Source organism: Pseudomonas sp. GM80 (genome assembly GCF_000282515.1).
Taxonomy (GTDB): domain Bacteria; phylum Pseudomonadota; class Gammaproteobacteria; order Pseudomonadales; family Pseudomonadaceae; genus Aquipseudomonas.
On sequence record NZ_AKJD01000119.1, the window covers coordinates 1 to 21,584 of the forward strand.

Below are 21,584 nucleotides of genomic sequence, written 5' to 3' on the forward strand. Positions count from 1 at the left end.
CCCGGTAGGAGCTGCCGCAGGTTGCGATCTTTTGATCTTGTTTTTGCAGATCAAGGTCAAAAGATCGCAGCCTGCGGCAGCTCCTACAGGGGGCTTTTAGAAGGAGGGGGCTTGCTGGCGGCGTTTCCATTGGCTCAGGCGCTGCTGCAAATTCAGCGGGCTATGAATCTGCTGCGCGCGCGCGCGGCTGAACAGAATCAACGCCAACTCCGCCGTGGCCAACGCATCGGCACTCGCGTTATGCCGCTCGAACACTTCGAGCTTGAACCAGTCGATCCACTCATCCAGCCCCGCCTCACGGATCTGCGCTTGCGGGCACACCAGCGGTGCAATGTCGGCGACATCCACAAACACCTGCTGCAACTTGTGCCCCAGATGTTCCTTCAGCGCGCGCCCGAGCATGTGCTGATCGAACGGCGCATGAAACGCCAGCACCGGGCTGTTGCCGATAAACTCCAGCAGCTCCAGCAACGCCTCGGCAGGCTCACTGCCGGCGGCAATCGCATTTGGCCCCAAGCCGTGAATCAACACACTGGGACTGAGCTTCAACTCGCGGCATTGCAGCGTGCGTTCGAACTGCTGGCTGAAGTCGATCGCGCCGTCCTCGATCACCACCGCGCCGATCGACAGCACGCGATCCTTGTTCAGGTTGAGCCCGGTGGTTTCCAGGTCCAGCACCACCCAGCGTTGCTCACGCAGGCTGCAGTCGCTCAGATCGGTGATCACCGGCAGCTTGGCCAGACGCTGCTGCAAGTCCGCCGGCACCACCGGACTCGCCGGGCGCAGCCACGAAAACAGGCTCATAGCTGATACCGCAAGGTCAGGCTGCTTTGCAGGCGTTGCGCCTGACGCAAGGATTCGCGGAGGATGCGTCGGTCGAGATGATTGAGGCTGTCGGGATCGACACGGTTGGAGTACGGCAAATTCTCCCGCGTCTGCAGTTGATGTTGCTGCATGCGCGTCTGCTGAATGAAGTGATACGCCTCTTCATACGCCGCGCCGTCCAGCCGTTCGATGACTTCTTTATCGACCAACTGACGGAAGCGTTCGAGGGTATTGTTGGCGTCGATACCGTTGGCCAACGCCAGCAAGCGTGCGCCGTCCACAAACGGCGTCAGGCCCTGAACCTTCAGATCCAGCGTGGCTTTTTCGCCATTCTTGCGCGCCAATACGAACTCACGGAAACGCCCCACCGGCGGACGGTTGCGCAAGGCGTTCTCGGCCATCATGCGTTGGAACAAACGGTTGTCGCCGACCTGATCAAGAATGCCCCGGCGCAATTGCTCGCAGCTTTGTTCATCGCCCCAGACCACGCGCAGATCGAAATAAATGCTCGACCCGAGCAGGTTCTCCGGCGTCGCCTCACGAATAAACGCCGCAAAACGCCGCGCCCATTCCGCCCGCGACAAACACAGCTCGGGGTTGCCGGCCATGATGTTGCCTTTGCACAGGGTAAAGCCGCACTGCGCCAGGCTCAGGTTGATCTGCTGGGCGATGGGCAGCAGCTTGCCGCGAATTTCTGCGGCATGCGCCGCATCGCGGGCATCGAACAGAATGCCGTTGTCCTGATCGGTGTGCAGCGTCTGCTCGCGGCGACCTTCGCTGCCGAAACACAGCCAACTGAACGGCACGCCGGGGTCGCCTTTTTCGGCGAGGGTCAACTCGATCACCCGGCACACCGTGTGGTCGTTGAGCAAGGTGATGATGTGGGTGATCTGCGTCGAGGACGCGCCATGGGCGAGCATGCGTTCGACCAGTTGGCCGATCTCGCCGCGCAGGGTCACCAATTGTTCGACCCGTTGCGCACTGCGGATGGTCCGCGCCAGATGCACCAGATCGACCCGTTGCAGGGAAAACAGATCGCGCTCGGAGACCACGCCGCACAAGCGTTGATCCTTGACCAGACAAACGTGGGCGATGTGCCGTTCGGTCATGGCAATCGCCGCATCGAACGCGCTGTGATCCGGCGACAGATAGAAGGGCGCGCGGGTCATGTGGCGTTCGATGGCTTCGCTGAAATCACCGACGCCTTCAGCCACCACATGGCGCAAATCGCGCAGGGTGAAAATCCCCAGCGGTGCTTTGTTTTCGTCTACGGCGACGATGCTGCCGACCTGTTGCTCGTGCATCAGCTTCACCGCTTCGCGCAGCGGCGTGTCCGGGCTGCACGTCACGGGATGACGCATGGCCAACTCGCCCAGGCGGGTGTTCAGCGAATACTGCGTGCCGAGGGTTTCCACGGCTTTCTGCTGCACTTGCTGATTGACCTGATCAAGCAGGCTGCTGACCCCGCGTAGGGCAAAATCACGGAAGGCGTTGGAGAGGGCGAACAGCTTGATGAACGCCAGTTTGTTCAGTTGCAGGCAGAACGTATCTTCGCCAGCCAGATGCTCGGTGCGCGTCGCGCGTTCGCCGAGCAAAGCAGCAAGCGGAAAACATTCGCCGGTGGTGATTTCAAACGTGGTCTCGGTACCGGGTTTGGTGATGTGCTGACGTTCGCCGACCACCCGGCCCTGCTTGACGATATAGAAGTGTTCGACCGGGCCGTCGACGGGTTTGATGATGCTCTCGCCCTGAGCGTAAAACCGCAGTTGGCATTGCTCCACCAGATACGCGAGGTGGGCGTGTTCCATCTGATTGAAGGGCGGGAAGCGCTGGAGGAATTGCAGGGTGCCCTGAATGTTCTGCAATACCGCGGTTTTCCCTGCCTGGGTGAAGGCGTCCGCTTTACTCATAACCATTACCGCAGTCTTTTTCGAATTGTTGTTGTCGGATCGTTACGGCCATGGTCGGCCCCTACGGACAGGGTGCCCATTGGACGTAAGTCTAGGTTTTGCCACCATTGGCGAAGTTTCGGAGATGCCCTACGCAAACAGTCGGAAATTCCCTTGGTTACCCCCTTGGAAAAAAATCCGACGAAGTGCACATTGAAGCTCTGCCCAGCGATGTCTGACCACTTGCCAAGGGACTGTTTTGAACACTTAGAGAACGCCATGTCCGACCACGATATTTTGAGCGATGCCGAGCGAGAGGCGCTCAGCGCAGTAATGCTCGAACCCGATCTGCCGCCGCAGCGTGTACTGATCGTCGATGACGACAAGGACGCCCGGGAGCTGTTGTCGGAGATTCTCGCGTTGGACGGTATTCGTTGCATGACGGCGGCCAGTGGCGAGACAGCCCTGAAGATGCTCGCCGAGAAACCTTCGATTGGCCTGGTGATCACCGATCTGCGCATGGGCAATGTCGATGGCCTGGATTTGATTCGGCAGGTACGCGAATCGGTGCGGGCGGCGATGCCGATCATCATTGTCTCGGGCGATGCCGATGTGAAGGACGCAATCGCGGCGATGCATTTGAGCGTGGTGGATTTTCTACTCAAGCCGATTGATACGGTGAAGTTATTGGCGTTGGTGAAACATGAATTAGGTATCGATTCCTGAGGTTTGAAGATCAAAAGATCGCAGCCTTCGGCAGCTCCTAGAGGTGATCTCATGTAGGAGCTGCCGAAGGCTGCGATCTTTTGATTCTGCGTCCAATAAAAAAGCCCTGATCCAAAGATCAGGGCTTTTTCACATCAGCGCAAATTTACAGGCCGTTAGCCGCCTTGAACTCGCGACGACGACGGTGCAGAACCGGCTCGGTGTAACCGTTCGGCTGCTTGGTGCCTTCGACCACCAGTTCGACCGCCGCCTGGAAGGCGATGTTGCTGTCGAAGTTCGGGGCCAGCGGACGGTACAGCGGGTCGTTGGCGTTTTGACGGTCAACCACCGGCGCCATGCGCTTGAGGCTTTCCATCACTTGCGCTTCGGTGACCACGCCGTGGCGCAGCCAGTTGGCGATGTGCTGGCTGGAGATACGCAGCGTGGCACGGTCTTCCATCAGGCCGACGTCATTGATGTCCGGCACTTTCGAGCAACCCACACCCTGGTCGATCCAGCGCACCACGTAACCAAGAATGCCCTGGGAATTGTTGTCCAGTTCGTTCTTGATCTGCTCTGGCGTCCAGTTCGGGTTGACCGCCAGCGGGATGGTCAGGATGTCGTCGACCGACGCGCGAGCACGTTTGGCCAGTTCGGCCTGACGGGCGAACACGTCAACCTTGTGGTAGTGCAGCGCGTGCAGTGCAGCGGCAGTCGGCGATGGAACCCAAGCGGTGTTGGCGCCAGCCAGTGGGTGGGCGATTTTCTGCTCAAGCATCGCGGCCATCAGATCGGGCATCGCCCACATGCCTTTACCGATTTGCGCACGACCTTGCAGGCCGGTGCTCAGACCGATATCGACGTTCCAGTTTTCGTAGGCGCCGATCCACTTCTCAGCCTTCATGTCAGCCTTGCGCACAACCGGGCCGGCTTCCATGGAGGTGTGGATTTCGTCGCCGGTGCGGTCGAGGAAACCGGTGTTGATGAACACCACGCGCTCGCTGGCTGCCTTGATGCAGGCCTTGAGGTTCACCGTGGTGCGGCGCTCCTCGTCCATGATCCCGACTTTCAGCGTGTTGCGTTTCAGACCGAGCACGTCTTCGATGCGCCCGAACAACTCGTTGGTGAACGCCGCTTCTTCCGGGCCATGCATCTTCGGTTTAACGATGTACACGGAACCAGTGCGAGTGTTGCGCCGCGAGGTGTTGCCATTGAGGTTGTGCATCGCCGCGAGGCAAGTGACCAGACCGTCGAGGATGCCTTCCGGCACTTCGTTACCGTCTTTGTCGAGAATCGCGTCGATGGTCATCAGATGGCCAACGTTACGCACGAACAACAGCGAACGACCGTGCAGCGTCACTTCACCGCCATTCGGCGCGGTGTAGGTACGGTCCGGGTTCATGGTGCGGGTGAAGGTCTGGCCGCCCTTGGACACGGATTCCGACAGGTCGCCCTTCATCAGGCCGAGCCAGTTGCGGTAGATCACCACTTTGTCGTCAGCATCGACGGCGGCTACGGAGTCTTCGCAGTCCATGATGGTGGTCAGTGCCGCTTCCATCAGGATGTCTTTGACGCCGGCAGCGTCGGTCTGGCCAACCGGGGTGGTGGCGTCGACCTGGATTTCGAAGTGCAGACCGTTGTGTTTCAGCAGGATGGCGATTGGCGCGTTGGCGTCGCCCTGGAAACCGATCAGTTGCGCATTGTCGCGCAGGCCAGCGTTGCTGCCATCCTTGAGGGTGACCAGCAGTTTGCCGTCAGCGATCTTGTAGCCGGTCGAATCGACGTGGGAGCCAGCAGCCAATGGCGCAGCTTCGTCGAGGAACGCACGGGCGAAGGCGATGACTTTGTCGCCACGCACCTTGTTGTAGCCTTTGCCTTTTTCCGCGCCACCGTCTTCGCTGATCGCGTCGGTGCCGTAGAGGGCGTCGTACAGCGAACCCCAGCGGGCGTTCGAAGCATTGAGAGCGAAGCGGGCGTTCATCACCGGCACAACGAGTTGCGGGCCGGCGGTACGGGCGATTTCATCATCGACGTTTTGTGTCGTTGCCTGGAAATCAGCCGCTTCTGGCAGCAGATAACCGATTTCTTGCAGGAAAGCTTTATAGGCCACGGCGTCGTGCGCCTGACCGTTGCGTTCCTGATGCCAGGCGTCAATGCGTGCCTGGAAGTCATCGCGTTTGGCGAGTAGGGCTTTGTTCTTCGGCGCCAGGTCATGAATGACCTTGTCGGCACCTTCCCAGAATTTTTCGGCGGTGAGGCCGGTACCGGGAATGGCTTCGTTGTTCACGAAGTCGAACAGGACTTTGGCGACCTGCAGGCCACCGACTTGAACGTGTTCAGTCATTGCTTGCCTCACTCTGCTCAGCTATTTCGCTTTTCAGCTCTTCAATTTGACAATGAAGCCTCTGGCCATTTAAACCACAAACCTGCCGACCAGTACATGCCATTGCTGGCGGCTGGGCTGGGACCAATCAAAGGCTTGGGGCCTTGCTGACGGGGCTTTCAGGGTTGCGAACATGCCTTGGGCAGACATTGATCCAGCGTTATGTAGTGCGCGCTGCGGCATACTACATGATGAGTTGCGCTTGTGAAAATCAGACTAATTACGTCGTTCTGCGACCTCATGTCGCATTGCGGTCACATCGCGGAACGGGATGTTCTCAAAAAACCATTGGATTGTTCCAGCTAAATATCAAAAGTTGTACACATAAATACTATTTGGCTGCTATGGCATCTGTCACATAGGGCTTGGTGGTGGGGTCAATTGTGGCGAGGGGATTTATCCCCGTTGGGTGGCGAAGCCGCCCCCAGCGTTCTGGCAGATAAACCGAATTGGCAGGATTTACGACTGCTGCGCAGCCGAACGGGGATAAATCCCCTCGCCACAGGTTCATACCCAAACCCAAACCCAAACCCAAACCCAAACCCAAACCCGAACCCAAACCCGAACCCGAACCCAGGCACAGTTTCCCAGCAAGGCAGGTCGGGTCAGGCTGAATCAACGCCCTTGCCTATACTTCCCCTTCTATAACAACAGTCATGACAAGAGGGCGGCGCCATGGACCATCTCGTACTCACCGTTTTCGCCCCGGACAAGCCCGGGCAGGTCGAGCGTATTGCCCAATGCATTGCCGAGCACGGCGGTAACTGGCTGGAAAGTCGCATGTCGCGGATGGCCGGGCAGTTTGCCGGGATTCTGCGGGTGGGCGTGCCGGCAGAGGCTTACGACGAATTAGTCGATTCCCTACAAGCGCTGTCGACTCATGGCATTCGCGTACTGATTGCTGAAAGCGGAATCGAACAATCCTGCACCTGGAAACCGATTGCCATGGAATTGGTCGGCAACGACCGCCCGGGGATCGTCCGTGACATCACCCGCTTGCTCAGCGAGCAGGGCGTGAACCTTGAAAGGCTGGTGACCGAAGTGCGCCCCGCACCGATGAGCAGTGAACCGCTGTTCCATGCCGAAGCGATTCTCGCCGTGCCGCTGACTTTATCGCTCGACGTGTTGCAGTCGCGCCTGGAAACCCTGGCCGATGATTTGATGGTCGAATTGGTGTTACGCACAGACGTTTAACGCTGAGCAGGTTATCCAGTTTTAACGTGCACCTGCCTGTGGATAACCTGTAGAGACTGCGAGCAACGCCACGCCCGCCGTGGCTTTGCTGGAGTTGATCAAAAAACCGCCAGTATTCAGTGAGTTGCGCACAAACGGCGGGGATCACGCTGTGGATAACCTTGGGAAGGAACGTTGCAGGCCACGAGAACCGTGGCCTGCGGAGGTTTGTATGTTTTTTGATCAGCTGCGCCGGCGCAAACTTATCCACGCGTCGACGCTGTACACCGCCAAGCCAGCCCAGATAAAGATGAACGCGACCAGCGTGCTGGACGACAAGTGCTCACCGAACAGCAGCACCGCTTGCAGCAGCACCAGCGTCGGCGCCAGGTATTGCAGGAAGCCCAGCGTGGTGTAGGGCAGATGCCGCGCCGCCGCGTTGAAACACACCAGCGGCACCAGCGTCACCGGGCCGGCGGCGACCAGCCACCAGGCTTGCGACGTGGTCCAGAACTCGGGTTGCGCGCTGGTCGCGGTCTGATTGAACAGCAGCCAGGCGATAGCAATCGGCACCAGCATCCAGGTTTCCACCACCAGGCCCGGCAACGCCTTGACCGGTGCCTGTTTGCGGATCAGTCCGTAGAAACCAAAGGTCAGCGCCAGCACCAGCGACACCCACGGCAGACTGCCGACCTGCCAGACTTGCTGCGCCACGCCAACCGCTGCCAGCCCAACCGCAAGCCACTGCATCCGCCGCAGACGTTCGCCAAGAATCAGCATCCCCAGCAATACGTTGACCAGCGGATTGATGTAGTAACCGAGGCTCGCCTCCAGCATGCGTCCGTTGTTCACCGACCACACGTACGTCAGCCAGTTGGCCGCGATCAGTGTGCCGCTCAAGGCCAGAATCGCCAGACGCTTGGGATTGTCGAGCAACTCGCGCAGCCAGCCCGGGTGTTTCCACACCATCAGCAGCAACGCGCCGAACAGCGCCGACCACAGCACCCGATGGATGATGATCTCGACCGCCGGGACTTCGGCAATGGCTTTGAAGTAGATCGGGAACAGGCCCCAGATGATGTAGGCGGTAAGGCCCAGGATGTACCCGCGACGCGGGTTGGCGGCTTGCATGCAGAATCCTTGCTTAGGCAGCTAACAAAGGAGGGGATTGTAAGGAGGTTTGTCAGCCAGTGCCGCAGTTGATTGGTCAGGAATGTGTGAACGAAGGAATGAGCCTCCCCAGAGAAGGCTCATCAACAGTGATCAGAAATTATCCGGCGTCCGCGCTTTCTCCCGGGCATGCTCGCGGCTGATCAAGCCCTTGGTCACCAGGTCTTTCAGGCACATGTCGAGGGTCTGCATGCCCAGCGATCCTCCGGTCTGAATCGCTGAATACATCTGCGCCACCTTGTCCTCGCGGATCAGATTACGGATCGCCGACGTGCCGAGCATGATCTCGTGCGCCGCAATCCGGCCGCCGCCAATCTTCTTGATCAGCGTCTGCGAGACTACCGCCAGCAGCGATTCCGAGAGCATCGAGCGCACCATCGATTTCTCGTCGCCGGGAAACACGTCGACCACCCGGTCGATGGTTTTCGCCGCCGACGTGGTGTGCAGGGTGCCGAACACCAGATGCCCGGTTTCTGCGGCGGTCAGCGCCAGGCGAATGGTTTCCAGATCGCGCATCTCACCGACGAGAATCACGTCCGGGTCTTCGCGCAGTGCCGAGCGCAGTGCGGTGGCGAAACTGCGGGTATCGCGGTGAACTTCACGCTGATTGATCAGGCATTTGCGCGATTCGTGAACGAATTCGATCGGGTCTTCGATGGTCAGGATGTGGTGATGACGATGGTTGTTGAGGTAATCGATCATCGCCGCCAGCGTGGTCGATTTGCCCGAACCGGTCGGCCCGGTGACCAGCACCAGCCCGCGCGGCGCGTCGGTGATTTTGCGGAAAACATCACCCATGGCGAGGTCGTCCATGCTCAGCACTTTCGATGGGATGGTACGAAAAACCGCGCCGGCGCCACGGTTGTGGTTGAAGGCGTTGACCCGAAAACGCGCGACGCCGGGGACTTCGAAGGAAAAGTCGGTTTCCAGATGTTTCTCGAAGTCGACCCGCTGGGTGTCGTTCATGATGTCGTAGATCAACTCGTGCACTTGCTTGTGATCCAGCGGCGGCAGATTGATCCGCCGTACATCGCCGTCGACGCGGATCATCGGCGGCAGACCGGCCGACAGGTGCAGGTCGGAAGCGCCTTGTTTGGCGCTGAAGGCCAGCAGTTCAGTGATATCCATAGCGATCCTCGTTTCCAGTAGAATGCCGCGAACCTTCAGACCGCCGGCGCCTCTTGATGTCCACGATAGCAGACAACATTTCCCACGTTGGTTCGCGCATCCAGACCGCGACCCAAGCCGCACACCGTCCTGTAAACAGCGTCCAGTTGCTCGCCGTGAGCAAAACCAAACCCGCCGAGACCCTGCGCGAAGCGTATGCCGCCGGCCTGCGCGACTTTGGTGAGAACTACCTGCAGGAAGCCTTGGGCAAACAGCTCGAACTGGCCGACCTGCCCTTGATCTGGCACTTCATCGGCCCCATTCAATCGAACAAGACTCGCGCGATTGCCGAGCATTTCGACTGGGTGCATTCCGTGGATCGCCTGAAAATCGCTCAACGTCTGTCCGAACAACGCCCGGCCGAGCTGCCGCCGCTGAATATCTGCATTCAGGTCAACGTCAGCGGTGAGGTCAGTAAATCCGGCTGCACGCCTGACGATCTGCCGGCGCTGGCCGCTGCGATCAGCACTTTGCCGCGTTTGAAACTGCGCGGCTTGATGGCAATTCCCGAGCCGACCGACGACCGCGCCGAGCAAGACGCGGCCTTCGCCGCCGTGCAGAAATTGCAGGCCAGCCTCGATTTGCCGCTCGACACACTGTCCATGGGCATGAGCCACGATCTTGAGTCGGCGATTGCCCAAGGCGCCACTTGGGTGCGTATCGGTACGGCCCTGTTTGGCGCGCGTGACTATTCCCAATCTTGAACGTTTCCAGATAAGGACCACACATGAGCAACACACGTATTGCCTTTATCGGTGCCGGCAACATGGCTGCCAGTTTGATCGGCGGCCTGCGCGCCAAAGGTCTGGAAGCTGCCCACATCCGTGCCAGCGATCCGGGCGAAGAAACCCGTGCCAGGGTCAGCGCTGAACACGGCATCGAAACCTTTGCCGACAATGCTCAGGCCATCGACGGCGTCGACGTGATCGTGCTGGCGGTCAAGCCACAAGCCATGAAAACCGTGTGCGAAGCGCTTCGCCCGAGTCTGAAACCAAATCAGCTGGTGGTGTCGATTGCCGCCGGCATCACTTGCGCGAGCATGACCGCGTGGCTCGGCGAGCAGCCGATCGTGCGCTGCATGCCGAACACCCCGGCGCTGCTGCGTCAGGGCGTCAGCGGTTTGTACGCGACCAGCGAAGTCACCGCCGAGCAGCGTCAGCAAGCCGAAGAGCTGCTGTCCGCCGTCGGCATCGCGCTGTGGCTGAACGAAGAACAGCAACTGGATGCGGTGACCGCCGTGTCCGGCTCCGGCCCGGCGTACTTCTTCCTGCTGATCGAAGCGATGACCGCTGCCGGCGTCAAACTCGGTCTGCCCAAGGAAATCGCCGAACAACTGACCTTGCAAACGGCGTTGGGCGCGGCACACATGGCCGTCTCCAGTGATGTCGATGCTGCCGAACTGCGTCGCCGCGTGACCTCGCCAAATGGCACCACCGAAGCGGCGATCAAATCATTCCAGGCCAATGGCTTCGAAGCCCTGGTCGAAACTGCACTCGGCGCCGCCGCGCACCGCTCGGCCGAAATGGCCGAACAACTGGGCAAATAAGGAGCCTTACATGATTGGATTGAACACTGCAGCGGTTTACGTGCTGCAAACCCTCGGCAGTCTGTACCTGCTGATCGTGTTGCTGCGTTTCGTGCTGCAACTGGTGCGGGCGAACTTCTACAACCCGCTGTGCCAGTTCATTGTCAAAGCGACCCAGCCCCTGCTCAAGCCACTGCGCCGAATCATTCCGAGCCTGTTCGGCCTGGACATGTCGTCGCTGGTGCTGGCGATTCTGGTGCAACTGGCACTGATGGCGCTGACCCTGCTGCTGACTTACGGCACCACTGGTAATCCGCTGCAACTGTTTATCTGGTCGCTGATCGGCGTGACCGCGCTGTTCCTGAAGATCTTCTTTTTCGCCCTGATCATCAGCGTGATTCTCTCGTGGGTCGCACCGGGCAGCCACAATCCGGGCGCTGAGCTGGTCAATCAGATCTGCGAGCCGGCGCTGGCGCCGTTCCGCAAGTTCCTGCCGAATCTCGGCGGTCTGGATCTGTCGCCGATCTTCGCCTTCCTTGCGCTTAAGCTGATCGACATGCTGGTGATCAACAATCTGGCCGCGATGACGATGATGCCGGAAATCCTCCGTCTGCTGATGTGAGCTGGTTTCGATGGGACGGTGACGACTTGATCCTCGAGTGTCACTTGCAACCGGCAGCCCGCAGCGATGATTTCGCCGGGCTGCACGGTGATCGCCTGAAGATCCGCCTGACCGCACCGCCGGTCGAGGGCAAGGCCAATGCGTATCTGATGGGTTTTCTGGCCAAGGCGTTTGGGGTTTCGAAGAGTCAGGTGAGTTTGCTCAGTGGTGAGCTAAACCGGCAGAAGCGAGTGAAGATTTGCTCGCCGAAGAAGTTGCCGGATTTGCCCGGACTAGTGCGCCCCTGATCTCCTGTGGCGAGGGGATTTATCCCCGCTCGGCTGCGCAGCAGTCGTAAAACCTGCCAACCCGGTTTGGCTGGTAGAACGCAGGGGGCGGCTTCGCCACCCAACGGGGATAAATCCCCTCACCACAGGGGGCGCGTTCAATGAATGAATGAGGCCCGATCGTTGCTTGCCGCTAACCCCCCCGGTCTTTAGACTTACGCCTCATTTCAACGAGAGCAGGGTCGATGCCAACTGCCTTTCCCCCCGATTCTGTTGGTCTGGTGACGCCGCAAACCGCGCACTTCAGCGAACCGCTGGCCTTGGCCTGTGGTCGGTCGCTGGCCGCCTATGACCTGATCTACGAAACCTACGGCACGCTGAACGCGCAAGCGAGCAACGCCGTGCTGATTTGCCACGCCTTGTCCGGCCACCATCACGCCGCTGGCTACCATAGCGTCGACGACCGCAAGCCCGGTTGGTGGGACAGCTGCATCGGCCCCGGCAAACCGATCGACACCAACAAGTTCTTCGTGGTCAGCCTGAATAATCTGGGCGGCTGCAACGGCTCCACCGGCCCGAGCAGCATCAACCCCGAGACCGGCAAACCGTTCGGTGCCGACTTCCCGGTGCTCACCGTGGAAGACTGGGTACACAGCCAGGCACACCTCGCTGACCTGCTCGGCATCGGCCAGTGGGCGGCGGTGATCGGCGGCAGCCTCGGCGGCATGCAGGCGCTGCAATGGACCATCACTTACCCGGATCGCGTACGTCACTGCCTGGCCATCGCTTCGGCACCGAAGTTGTCGGCGCAGAACATCGCCTTCAACGAAGTCGCGCGTCAGGCGATCCTGACCGATCCGGAATTCCACGGCGGTTCGTTCCAGGAAGCGGGCGTGATCCCCAAGCGCGGTTTGATGCTGGCGCGGATGGTCGGGCACATCACCTACCTGTCCGACGATTCGATGGGCGAGAAATTCGGCCGTGGCCTGAAGAGCGAGAAGCTCAACTACGACTTCCACAGTGTCGAGTTCCAGGTCGAAAGCTACCTGCGTTATCAGGGCGAAGAGTTCTCCGGACGCTTCGACGCCAACACTTATCTGTTGATGACCAAGGCGCTGGATTACTTCGATCCGGCGGCGAACTTCGACGATGACCTGGCGAAAACCTTCGCCAACGCCACGGCCAAGTTCTGCGTGATGTCGTTCACCACCGACTGGCGTTTCTCCCCGGCGCGTTCGCGTGAACTGGTGGATGCGCTGATGGCGGCGCGCAAGGACGTCAGTTATCTGGAAATCGATGCGCCGCAGGGCCACGACGCCTTCCTGATTCCGATCCCGCGCTACTTGCAGGCGTTCGGCAATTACATGAACCGCATCACGTTGTGAGAAAGCCATGAGAGCTGATCTGGAAATCATCCAGGAATGGATCCCCGCCGGCAGCCGCGTCCTCGACCTCGGTTGCGGTGACGGCGAGCTGCTGACCTGGCTGCGCGACAACAAGAACGTCACCGGTTATGGCCTGGAAAACGACGCCGACAACATCGCCGAGTGCGTGGCCAAGGGCATCAACGTCATCGAGCAGGATCTGGACAAGGGGCTGGGCAACTTCGCCAGCAACAGTTTTGACATCGTCGTCATGACCCAGGCCCTGCAAGCCGTGCATTACCCGGACAAGATCCTCGACGAAATGCTGCGGGTCGGTCGCCAATGCATCATTACCTTCCCGAACTTCGGTCACTGGCGCTGCCGCTGGTACCTGGCGAGCAAGGGTCGCATGCCGGTTTCCGAGTTTCTGCCGTACACCTGGTACAACACGCCGAACATTCACTTCTGCACCTTCGAAGACTTTGAAGAACTGTGTCGCGAACGTGATGCGAAGGTCATTGATCGGCTTGCCGTGGATCAACAGCACCGCCACGGGTGGGCCAGTAAGCTATGGCCTAATCTGTTAGGTGAGATCGGTATCTACCGCGTCAGCAGCCCGCAGCTTGCAGACCACAAAGTCGCGGTCTGAATCCCGTCATTTCGAGGAGACGATCATGGGTCGTTTAGCGTTGTTGTTATTGACCGCCTGCCTGAGTGCCAGCGCACTGGCAGCGGATGTCATCAAAGGTGAGCGCAAGGAAACCTTTGGCGACGTGACGGTGCACTACAACACTTTCAACTCGACGTTCCTGCAACCGGACATCGCCAAGGCAGCGGAGCTGATCCGCAGCAAGAATCAGGGCGTGATCAATGTCTCGGTGATCAAGGACGGCAAACCGCTGGTCGCCAACGTCACCGGCACCGTCAAGGACCTGACCAGCCAGAGCGTGCCGCTGAATTTCCGCCAGGTCACCGAACAGGGCGCGATCTACTACATCGCCCAGTACCCGGTGGAACAGCAGGAAACCCGCACCTTTGAAATCAAGGTGCAGAACGGCGACAAGATCAACACCATCAATTTCAACCAAGAACTCTTTCCCGGCGAATGATGAACATCAAGCAGCTCGTACTGGCCAGCCATAACGCCGGCAAACTCAAAGAACTTCAGGCCATGCTCGGCGAATCGGTGCAACTGCGCTCGATTGGCGAGTGGAGCAAGGTCGAGCCGGAAGAAACCGGTCTGTCGTTCGTCGAGAACGCGATCCTCAAGGCGCGCAACGCCGCACGCATTTCCGGGCTGCCGGCGCTGGCCGACGATTCCGGTCTGGCGGTGGATTTCCTTGGCGGTGCGCCGGGCATCTATTCGGCGCGTTATGCCGATGGCAAGGGCGACGCGGCGAACAACGCCAAACTGCTCGACGCCTTGAAGGACGTGCCGGAAGCGGAGCGCGGCGCCCAGTTCGTTTGCGTGCTGGCGCTGGTGCGTCACGCTGACGATCCGTTGCCGATCCTCTGCGAAGGCCTGTGGCACGGACGGATTCTGACCGCTGCCAGTGGCGAGCACGGTTTCGGTTATGACCCGCTGTTCTGGGTGCCGGAACGCGACGTGTCCAGTGCCGAACTGAGCCCGGCCGACAAGAACCAGATCAGCCACCGCGCCCGTGCAATGGATCTGCTGCGCCAGCGTCTGGGCTTGAAATGACCCGTGACTCTTCCGCGTCGTCGCTGATTGTCGGCGGCGCCGCCTCTTCACCTAGGGCGCCGCTGCCGACGCTGCCGCCCTTGGCTCTGTACATCCACATCCCGTGGTGTGTGCGCAAATGCCCGTATTGCGACTTCAACTCGCACACCGCCAGCCCGGTGTTGCCGGAGCAGGAATACGTCGACGCCTTGCTGGCCGATCTCGATCAGGATCTGCACGCGGTTTATGGCCGTGAGCTGACATCGATCTTCTTCGGTGGTGGTACGCCGAGCCTGTTCAGCGCCGAAGCGCTTGGGCGTTTGCTTGAAGGCGTCGAGCAGCGCATTCCGTTTGCCGACGACATCGAAATCACCCTGGAAGCCAATCCGGGCACGTTCGAGCAAGAGAAGTTTGTCGCCTACCGCAAGCTGGGGATCAATCGTCTGTCGATCGGTATCCAGAGCTTCCAGCAGGAAAAGCTCAAGGCACTGGGCCGCATCCACAACGGTGACGAAGCGGTGCGCGCGGCCGGGATGGCGCGGCAGGCCGGGTTCGATAACTTCAACCTCGACTTGATGCACGGTTTGCCCGATCAGTCGCTGGACGATGCCTTGAGCGATCTGCGCCAGGCTATCGAGCTGAATCCGACGCACATCTCCTGGTATCAACTGACGCTGGAGCCGAACACGGTGTTCTGGAATCAGCCGCCGGTGCTGCCGGAAGACGACACGCTGTGGGACATTCAAGAAGCCGGGCAGGCGCTGCTGGCCGAGCATGGTTACGCGCAGTACGAAGTCTCGGCTTATGCACAGGCTGGGCGACCGGCGCGGCATAACCTCAATTACTGGAGTTTTGGCGACTTCATCGGTATTGGCGCGGGTGCGCATGGCAAGTTGAGCCATCCGGACGGGCGCATCGTGCGGACGTGGAAGACACGGCTGCCGAAGGACTATCTGAATCCGGCGAAAAATTTTCAGGCTGGCGAGAAATCGCTGACCAATGATGAGCTGCCGTTCGACTTTTTGATGAACGCGTTGCGCCTGACTGCGGGTGTGGAATCGCGCCTGTACCCGGAGCGTACCGGGCTGTCGCTGGAAAGCCTCGCCGAAGGCCGGGCAGCGGCAGAACAAAGCGGTCTGTTGCAGGTCGAACCGTCACGTCTGGCGGCCACCGAGCGCGGACAGCTGTTCCTCAACGATTTGCTGCAACAATTTCTGAACTGAGCTCAACCCTCAACTTCTGTCCCAAGGGAAAACGCATGGATTTGATACTCGACCTGCTCGCCACCGTCTCCCGCTGGAGCCGCAGCAACCTCTCGGAAATCGCCCTGGCGCTGGTCGGCTGCTTGCTGGTGCTGTTCGGCGCCGATTTCAAAGGCTGGGTCGAGCAACGCCTGGGCAGCATCGCCGGCGCCTTGCGCGTGCCATTGATGGCGCTGTTGTGTCTGATCGGCAGCGGCGCCGCGCTGATCTACGCCACGCCGTGGGTGATCAAAGGCCTGAGCCAGTTCAACAATTACAGCCTGGCGCCAGTGCTGCTGGTAGTCCTCGTCCTCATCGGCGTAGTCGCCGACCGCCGCTAACACCAGAAAACAACTGTAGGAGCTGCGGCACGCTGCGATCTTTTGATCTTGAAAATCAGGATCAAAAGATCGCAGCGTGCCGCAGCTCCTACAAGCGTGGGTTTTATTTTTTTGCCGGGAATCAGGGACGGTCATGAGTAAAAAGTTGCTGGACGAGACAAGCAAATTTCTCAGCTTCGTGTTGCGTCACGAACCTCAGGCGATCGGCTTGGCGCTTAATGCTGAGGGCTGGGCGAGTATCGACGCTCTGATCAGCGGGGCTGCGGGTGACGGCAGGCAGTTGAGTCGCGAGCTGATTGAAAACGTCGTGGCCAGCAGTGACAAGAAGCGTTTTGCGATTTCTGCAGACGGCCACTCTATCCGCGCGGTTCAGGGGCACTCGACGAAAAGCGTTGATCTGCAATTCGAGCAGAAACAGCCACCTCAAACGCTGTATCACGGCACTGCGACGCGTTTTCTCGACTCGATCCACGAACAGGGTTTGATTCCCGGACAACGCCATCACGTGCACTTGTCCGAGGAGATCGCCACCGCCTCGGCCGTGGGTCAACGCTATGGAACGTTAGTCGTTCTGCAGGTTGCGGCGCAGCAGATGGAGGAGCAGGGCTTCAAGTTCTATCAGGCCGAAAATGGCGTCTGGCTGACTGAGCAGGTGCCCGCTCGATTCCTTTCGCCCGTGTGATTTTTTGGGCACTCAAAACAACTGTAGGAACTGCGCCACGCTGCGATCTTTTGATCTTGAAAATCAGGATCAAAAGATCGCAGCGTGCCGCAGCTCCTACCTGTTTTGCTTTGGGTGCAGCCCCGAAAACAACTGTAGGAGCAAAGCTTGCTCGCGATGGCGGCGTGTCAGTCAACGTTGATGTTGAATGAGCGGGCGCCTTCGCGAGCAAGCTCGGCTCCTACAGGGGGTATTGCATTGGCTCAGGACTGTTTTTCGAACTTCAGATCCCACACGCCGTGGCCAAGACGTTCGCCGCGGCGTTCGAACTTGGTGATCGGGCGTTCGGCAGGGCGCGGCACGCACTTGCCGTCTTCAGCGAGGTTGCGATAGCCCGGCGCGACGTTCATCACTTCCAGCATATATTCGGCGTACGGTTCCCAGTCGGTGGCCATGTGCAGAATGCCGCCAACCTTCAACTTGCTGCGCACCAGTTCAGCGAACGAGGCCTGAACGATACGACGCTTGTGGTGACGGCTCTTGTGCCACGGGTCCGGGAAAAACAGCATCAGGCGATCGAGGCTGTTGTCGGCGATGCAACGGTTGAGCACTTCGATCGCGTCGCAATCGTAGACCCGCAGGTTGGTCAGGCCCTGCGTCAGCACGCCATTGAGCAGCGCGCCAACACCCGGACGGTGAACCTCAACGCCAATGAAATCCTGATCCGGCGCCGCCGCGGCCATTTCCAGCAGCGAGTGGCCCATGCCGAAACCGATCTCCAGCGAGCGCGGTGCCGAACGGCCGAACACTTGATCGTAATCCACCGGCGCGTCCGCCAGCGGCAGCACGAACAGCGGCGTGCCTTGATCCAGACCTTTTTGCTGGCCTTCGGTCATGCGCCCGGCACGCATCACGAAACTCTTGATGCGGCGGTGTTGGCGCTCGTCGCCTTCTTCCGGCTGGATAGGCGTGTCGTTCGATTCAGTCATCAATGGCTCTTACTTGATCAGACCATCCAGCGGCGAAGAGGCGCTGGCATAGAGTTTTTTCGGCATACGGCCAGCGAGGTAGGCCAGACGGCCTGCAACGATGGCGTGTTTCATGGCTTCAGCCATCATCACCGGCTGCTGGGCGTGGGCGATGGCCGAGTTCATCAGCACCGCATCGCAACCCAGTTCCATGGCGATGGTTGCGTCGGACGCAGTGCCGACACCGGCATCGACCAACACAGGGATCTTGGCTTCTTCGAGGATGATCTGCAGGTTGTACGGGTTGCAGATCCCCAGACCGGAACCGATCAGACCGGCCAGCGGCATCACCGCGATGCAGCCGATTTCCGCCAGTTGACGGGCGATGATCGGGTCATCGCTGGTGTACACCATCACGTCGAAACCTTCCTTGACCAGCGTTTCGGCAGCCTTGAGGGTTTCGATGACGTTAGGGAACAGGGTCTTCTGGTCAGCCAGTACTTCCAGCTTCACCAGGTTATGACCGTCGAGCAACTCACGGGCCAGGCGGCAGGTGCGCACGGCTTCGATGGCGTCGTAGCAACCGGCAGTGTTCGGCAGGAAGGTGTAGCGCTCTGGCGACAATACGTCGAGCAGGTTCGGCTCGCCTTCGATCTGACCGAGGTTGGTGCGGCGCACGGCGAAGGTGACGATCTCGGCACCCGAGGCTTCGATGGCCTGACGGGTTTCTTCCATGTCACGGTACTTGCCGGTACCAACCAGCAAACGCGACTGGTAAGTACGACCGGCCAGCACAAAAGGCTTGTCGCTACGAACGATGCTCATGGGGAATCCTCTTTAGGAGTGAGGGTCTTGCAGAATTCTGTGCCCTCGCGGGCCTGGCAATCAGCCGCCGCCGATGGCGTGCACCACTTCAACGTTGTCGCCGTCGTTGAGCGTGGTGTCGGCATGCAGGCTGCGCGGGACGATATCCAGATTGAGTTCCACTGCTACCCGGCGTCCGGTCAGGTCCAGACGGGTGATCAGGGCCGCAACGGTTTCACCGTCGGGCAGTTCAAGGGATTCGCCGTTCAACTGAATGCGCATGCGCAATGCCGCCATCATTTTTAGGGGCTGGCATTCTAGCCCGATCAGACAGGGTGACCCAAGCCATTCGTCTTGAAACCCGCTGCCCTGCTGAAATGCCCAGGCCCGTGTAGGAGCTGCCGCAGGCTGCGATCTTTTGATGTTGTTTTTCAAGATCAAAAGATCGCAGCCTGCGGCAGCTCCTACAGGGAGCGGTTTCATGGTGGGTCAGGTCAGGTCAGGCGCCACGCGGCGAGGCCCAGGCACAGCCAGCCGATCAGGAAGGCGAGGCCGCCGAACGGGGTGATGATGCCGAGCTTGCTGATGCCGGTGGTGGTCAGCACGTACAGACTGCCGGAGAACAGTAGAATGCCGACGGTGAAGGACACGCCTGCCCAGGTGACCAGTCGGCCCTGAACATGCGTGGCCAGCAGCGCAACGCCGAACAGCGCCAGCGTGTGCACCAATTGGTAAGTGACGCCGGTGTGGAAAATTGCCAGATATTCCGGCGTCAGACGGTTTTTCAGGCCGTGGGCGGCAAAAGCGCCCAGCGCGACACCGGTAAAACCAAAGAAAGCGGCCAGCAGCAGAAAGCCACGCAACATGAAGAACTCCAGTCAGACTCGATCGGCAGGGTCTGTATAATGGCCCGCTCCACGGGTTCGGCCAAGCCATCTCTATGCTGCGTACTATTTTCCGTCGTCTCACGAAAGCCCTGCTCTGGTTCGCGGGCGGCAGCATCGTGCTGGTGCTGATCTTTCGTTTCGTGCCGCCGCCGGGTACGGCGCTGATGGTCGAGCGCAAGGTCGAGTCGTGGGTCGACGGCGAGCCGATTGATCTGCAACGCACGTGGAAGCCGTGGGACGAGATCTCCGACGATCTCAAAGTCGCGGTCATGGCCGGCGAAGATCAGAAGTTCCCCGAGCACTGGGGTTTTGATTTCAGCGCAATTCAGGCCGCACTCGCGCACAACGAACTCGGCGGTTCGATTCGCGGCGCCAGCACCTTGAGCCAGCAAGTGTCGAAAAACCTGTTTCTGTGGGCCGGGCGCAGCTATCTGCGCAAAGGCCTCGAAGCCTGGTTCACCGCGCTGATCGAGGTGTTCTGGCCCAAGCAGCGGATTCTTGAGGTGTACCTGAACAGCGTCGAATGGGATGACGGTGTGTTCGGCGCTGAAGCCGCCGCCCGTCATCATTTCGGTGTGAGCGCCAAGTCGCTGTCGCGCCAGCAGGCGAGTTATCTGGCGGCGGTGTTGCCGAATCCGCGCGTGTGGAGCGCCAGCCATCCGACCGCTTACGTGTCGCGCCGCGCCGGCTGGATTCGCCAGCAGATGAGCCAGTTGGGTGGCGACAGCTATCTGCTGGGTCTCAACGATTCGCGCCGCGCACCGTGGGCGCGCTGATCCTCTCCTGCATCAGAACAACTTCAGCGGCTCTTCATTGAGGGCCGACAGTTGTTCGCGCAACGCCAACACCTGATCGCCCCAATAACGCTCGGTGCCGAACCACGGGAAACTGTGCGGGAACGCCGGGTCATCCCAGCGTCGTGCCAGCCACGCGCTGTAGTGCATCAGACGCAAGGCGCGCAGCGGTTCGATCAGCGCCAGTTCGCGCGGATCGAAATCGTGGAACTCGTTGTAGCCGTCCATCAATTCCGATAACTGCCCGAGGCATTCCTGACGGTCGCCAGCGAGCATCATCCAGATGTCCTGCACCGCCGGGCCCATGCGGCAGTCGTCGAGGTCGACGATGTGGAACATCTCGTCGCGGCACATCATGTTGCCGGGGTGGCAATCGCCGTGCATGCGGATGTTTTGGTGCGGCGTGTTGGCGTAGGCATCTTCCACACGTTTGAGCAGGTCGCGGGCGACGGACTCGTAGGCCGGCAGCAGGCTTTTCGGAATGAAGTTGCCTTCGAGCAAAGTGTTCAGCGAGGCGTGGCCGAAGTTCTGCACGGCGAGGGCTTCACGGTGTTCGAACGGCTTCGTCGCGCCGACCGCGTGAATGCGCCCGAGCAACTGGCCGAGGCGATACAGCTGGTCAAGATTGCCCGGCTCCGGCGCCCGGCCGCCACGACGCGGGAACAGGGTGAAGCGGAAACCGGCGTGTTCGTGCAGGGTTTCGCCGTTGTGGATCATTGGGGCGACCACCGGGATGTCGACGTCGGCCAGTTCGAAGGTGAATTTGTGTTCTTCGAGGATGGCTTCGTTGGTCCAGCGTTGCGGACGGTAGAACTTGGCGATCAGCGGTTCGGAGTCTTCGATGCCGACCTGATAGACGCGGTTCTCGTAGCTGTTGAGCGCCAGAATGCGCGCATCACTGAGGAAACCGATGCTTTCAACGGCATCAAGCACGAGGTCGGGGGTGAGGGTTTCAAACGGGTGGGCCATGCTGACTCCTGCGCGCAGCAGGCTGCCGCGTCCGGCCCAGCATGGTAGCGCAGATGGCAGCGGGGGAGGTGGTTGGTGTCTTCGCTGACGCTATCGCTGGCAAGCCAGCTCCCACATTAGAAATGCGTTCCCTGTGGGAGCTGGCTTGC

General features: G+C 59.9%; 24 protein-coding genes. 14 read left to right on the forward strand and 10 right to left on the reverse strand.

The features are described 5' to 3' along the window. Positions 1-96: 96 nt before the first annotated feature. Entirely contained in the window at positions 97-804 is a 708-nt protein-coding gene (locus tag PMI37_RS18890; RefSeq protein WP_008083779.1) for a 3'-5' exonuclease, read from the reverse strand. Continuing rightward, entirely contained in the window at positions 801-2,735 is a 1,935-nt protein-coding gene (locus PMI37_RS18895) for a putative nucleotidyltransferase substrate binding domain-containing protein (RefSeq protein WP_338009891.1), read from the reverse strand. The genes PMI37_RS18890 and PMI37_RS18895 overlap by 4 nt, the downstream gene beginning before the upstream one ends. Positions 2,736-2,993: 258 nt before the next feature. Here PMI37_RS18895 and PMI37_RS18900 point away from each other — a divergent pair, with 258 nt between their 5' ends. Then, the gene (locus PMI37_RS18900) at positions 2,994-3,440 is read left to right on the forward strand and encodes a response regulator (RefSeq protein WP_008083781.1); all 447 of its coding nucleotides are present in this window, start codon (positions 2,994-2,996) and stop codon (positions 3,438-3,440) included. A 145-nt stretch (positions 3,441-3,585) separates the two neighbouring features. Here the strand turns inward: PMI37_RS18900 and PMI37_RS18905 are convergent, their stop codons facing one another. Then, complete coding sequence (locus PMI37_RS18905) at positions 3,586-5,763, reverse strand: malate synthase G (protein WP_008083782.1); 2,178 nt, start codon at positions 5,761-5,763, stop codon at positions 3,586-3,588. A gap of 714 nt (positions 5,764-6,477) precedes the next feature. Here PMI37_RS18905 and PMI37_RS18910 point away from each other — a divergent pair. Then, on the forward strand, positions 6,478-6,996 hold the full coding sequence (locus tag PMI37_RS18910; protein WP_007910018.1) for a glycine cleavage system protein R: 519 nt from the start codon (positions 6,478-6,480) through the stop codon (positions 6,994-6,996). 222 nt (positions 6,997-7,218) lie between these two features. Here the strand turns inward: PMI37_RS18910 and rarD are convergent, their stop codons facing one another. Next, a complete protein-coding gene (rarD, locus tag PMI37_RS18915) occupies positions 7,219-8,106 on the reverse strand; it encodes an EamA family transporter RarD (protein WP_008083783.1) in 888 nt (295 codons plus the stop codon). Between the two features lie 132 nt (positions 8,107-8,238). Next, complete coding sequence (locus PMI37_RS18920) at positions 8,239-9,273, reverse strand: type IV pilus twitching motility protein PilT (RefSeq protein WP_008083784.1); 1,035 nt, start codon at positions 9,271-9,273, stop codon at positions 8,239-8,241. Between the two features lie 56 nt (positions 9,274-9,329). Between PMI37_RS18920 and PMI37_RS18925 the strand changes: the two genes are divergently transcribed. The 11 genes from PMI37_RS18925 to PMI37_RS18975 all read left to right on the forward strand — a co-directional run bounded on the left by PMI37_RS18925 (position 9,330) and on the right by PMI37_RS18975 (position 17,034). Then, complete coding sequence (locus tag PMI37_RS18925; RefSeq protein WP_008083785.1) at positions 9,330-10,016, forward strand: YggS family pyridoxal phosphate-dependent enzyme; 687 nt, start codon at positions 9,330-9,332, stop codon at positions 10,014-10,016. Positions 10,017-10,039: 23 nt separating this feature from the next. Beyond that, complete coding sequence (proC, locus tag PMI37_RS18930; RefSeq protein ID WP_008083786.1) at positions 10,040-10,858, forward strand: pyrroline-5-carboxylate reductase; 819 nt, start codon at positions 10,040-10,042, stop codon at positions 10,856-10,858. 10 nt (positions 10,859-10,868) lie between these two features. Beyond that, entirely contained in the window at positions 10,869-11,459 is a 591-nt protein-coding gene (locus tag PMI37_RS18935; RefSeq protein WP_008083788.1) for a YggT family protein, read from the forward strand. Next, positions 11,456-11,746 (forward strand): DUF167 domain-containing protein, encoded by a 291-nt coding sequence (locus PMI37_RS18940; protein WP_008083790.1) that lies wholly within the window; start codon positions 11,456-11,458, stop codon positions 11,744-11,746. The genes PMI37_RS18935 and PMI37_RS18940 overlap by 4 nt, the downstream gene beginning before the upstream one ends. Positions 11,747-11,970: 224 nt before the next feature. Further along, complete coding sequence (metX, locus tag PMI37_RS18945) at positions 11,971-13,110, forward strand: homoserine O-succinyltransferase MetX (RefSeq protein WP_008083796.1); 1,140 nt, start codon at positions 11,971-11,973, stop codon at positions 13,108-13,110. A 7-nt stretch (positions 13,111-13,117) separates the two neighbouring features. Further along, a complete protein-coding gene (metW, locus tag PMI37_RS18950; protein ID WP_008083798.1) occupies positions 13,118-13,738 on the forward strand; it encodes a methionine biosynthesis protein MetW in 621 nt (206 codons plus the stop codon). 25 nt (positions 13,739-13,763) lie between these two features. Beyond that, entirely contained in the window at positions 13,764-14,198 is a 435-nt protein-coding gene (locus PMI37_RS18955) for a DUF4426 domain-containing protein (RefSeq protein ID WP_008083800.1), read from the forward strand. Then, entirely contained in the window at positions 14,195-14,791 is a 597-nt protein-coding gene (gene rdgB, locus PMI37_RS18960; protein WP_008083802.1) for an RdgB/HAM1 family non-canonical purine NTP pyrophosphatase, read from the forward strand. Before PMI37_RS18955 ends, rdgB begins: the two co-directional genes overlap by 4 nt. Next, entirely contained in the window at positions 14,788-15,993 is a 1,206-nt protein-coding gene (hemW, locus tag PMI37_RS18965) for a radical SAM family heme chaperone HemW (RefSeq protein WP_008083805.1), read from the forward strand. Before rdgB ends, hemW begins: the two co-directional genes overlap by 4 nt. A 35-nt stretch (positions 15,994-16,028) precedes the next feature. Continuing rightward, on the forward strand, positions 16,029-16,352 hold the full coding sequence (locus tag PMI37_RS18970) for a DUF3392 domain-containing protein (RefSeq protein ID WP_008083808.1): 324 nt from the start codon (positions 16,029-16,031) through the stop codon (positions 16,350-16,352). Positions 16,353-16,485: 133 nt separating this feature from the next. After that, positions 16,486-17,034, forward strand: a complete 549-nt coding sequence (locus tag PMI37_RS18975; RefSeq protein ID WP_008083810.1) for an RNA 2'-phosphotransferase — start codon at positions 16,486-16,488, stop codon at positions 17,032-17,034. Between the two features lie 242 nt (positions 17,035-17,276). Here PMI37_RS18975 and trmB read toward each other — a convergent pair whose 3' ends face one another. From trmB to PMI37_RS18995, 4 genes are all read right to left on the reverse strand, one after another. Beyond that, positions 17,277-18,002: a tRNA (guanosine(46)-N7)-methyltransferase TrmB gene (gene trmB, locus PMI37_RS18980; RefSeq protein WP_008083818.1), complete on the reverse strand. Its 726-nt coding sequence runs from the start codon at positions 18,000-18,002 to the stop codon at positions 17,277-17,279. A 9-nt stretch (positions 18,003-18,011) separates the two neighbouring features. Continuing rightward, complete coding sequence (locus PMI37_RS18985) at positions 18,012-18,806, reverse strand: thiazole synthase (protein WP_007913621.1); 795 nt, start codon at positions 18,804-18,806, stop codon at positions 18,012-18,014. Positions 18,807-18,866: 60 nt separating this feature from the next. Beyond that, positions 18,867-19,067, reverse strand: coding sequence for a sulfur carrier protein ThiS (gene thiS, locus PMI37_RS18990; protein ID WP_008083819.1), 201 nt, complete (start codon positions 19,065-19,067; stop codon positions 18,867-18,869). Between the two features lie 212 nt (positions 19,068-19,279). Further along, the gene (locus PMI37_RS18995) at positions 19,280-19,651 is read right to left on the reverse strand and encodes a DUF423 domain-containing protein (protein ID WP_008083825.1); all 372 of its coding nucleotides are present in this window, start codon (positions 19,649-19,651) and stop codon (positions 19,280-19,282) included. A 74-nt stretch (positions 19,652-19,725) separates the two neighbouring features. Here PMI37_RS18995 and mtgA point away from each other — a divergent pair, with 74 nt between their 5' ends. Beyond that, positions 19,726-20,448 carry a monofunctional biosynthetic peptidoglycan transglycosylase gene (gene mtgA / locus PMI37_RS19000; RefSeq protein WP_008083830.1) on the forward strand — a complete coding sequence of 241 codons (723 nt, stop codon included), beginning with the start codon at positions 19,726-19,728 and terminating at the stop codon, positions 20,446-20,448. 12 nt (positions 20,449-20,460) lie between these two features. Here mtgA and PMI37_RS19005 read toward each other — a convergent pair whose 3' ends face one another. Further along, a complete protein-coding gene (locus PMI37_RS19005; RefSeq protein WP_008083831.1) occupies positions 20,461-21,435 on the reverse strand; it encodes a serine/threonine protein kinase in 975 nt (324 codons plus the stop codon). Positions 21,436-21,584: the final 149 nt, after the last annotated feature.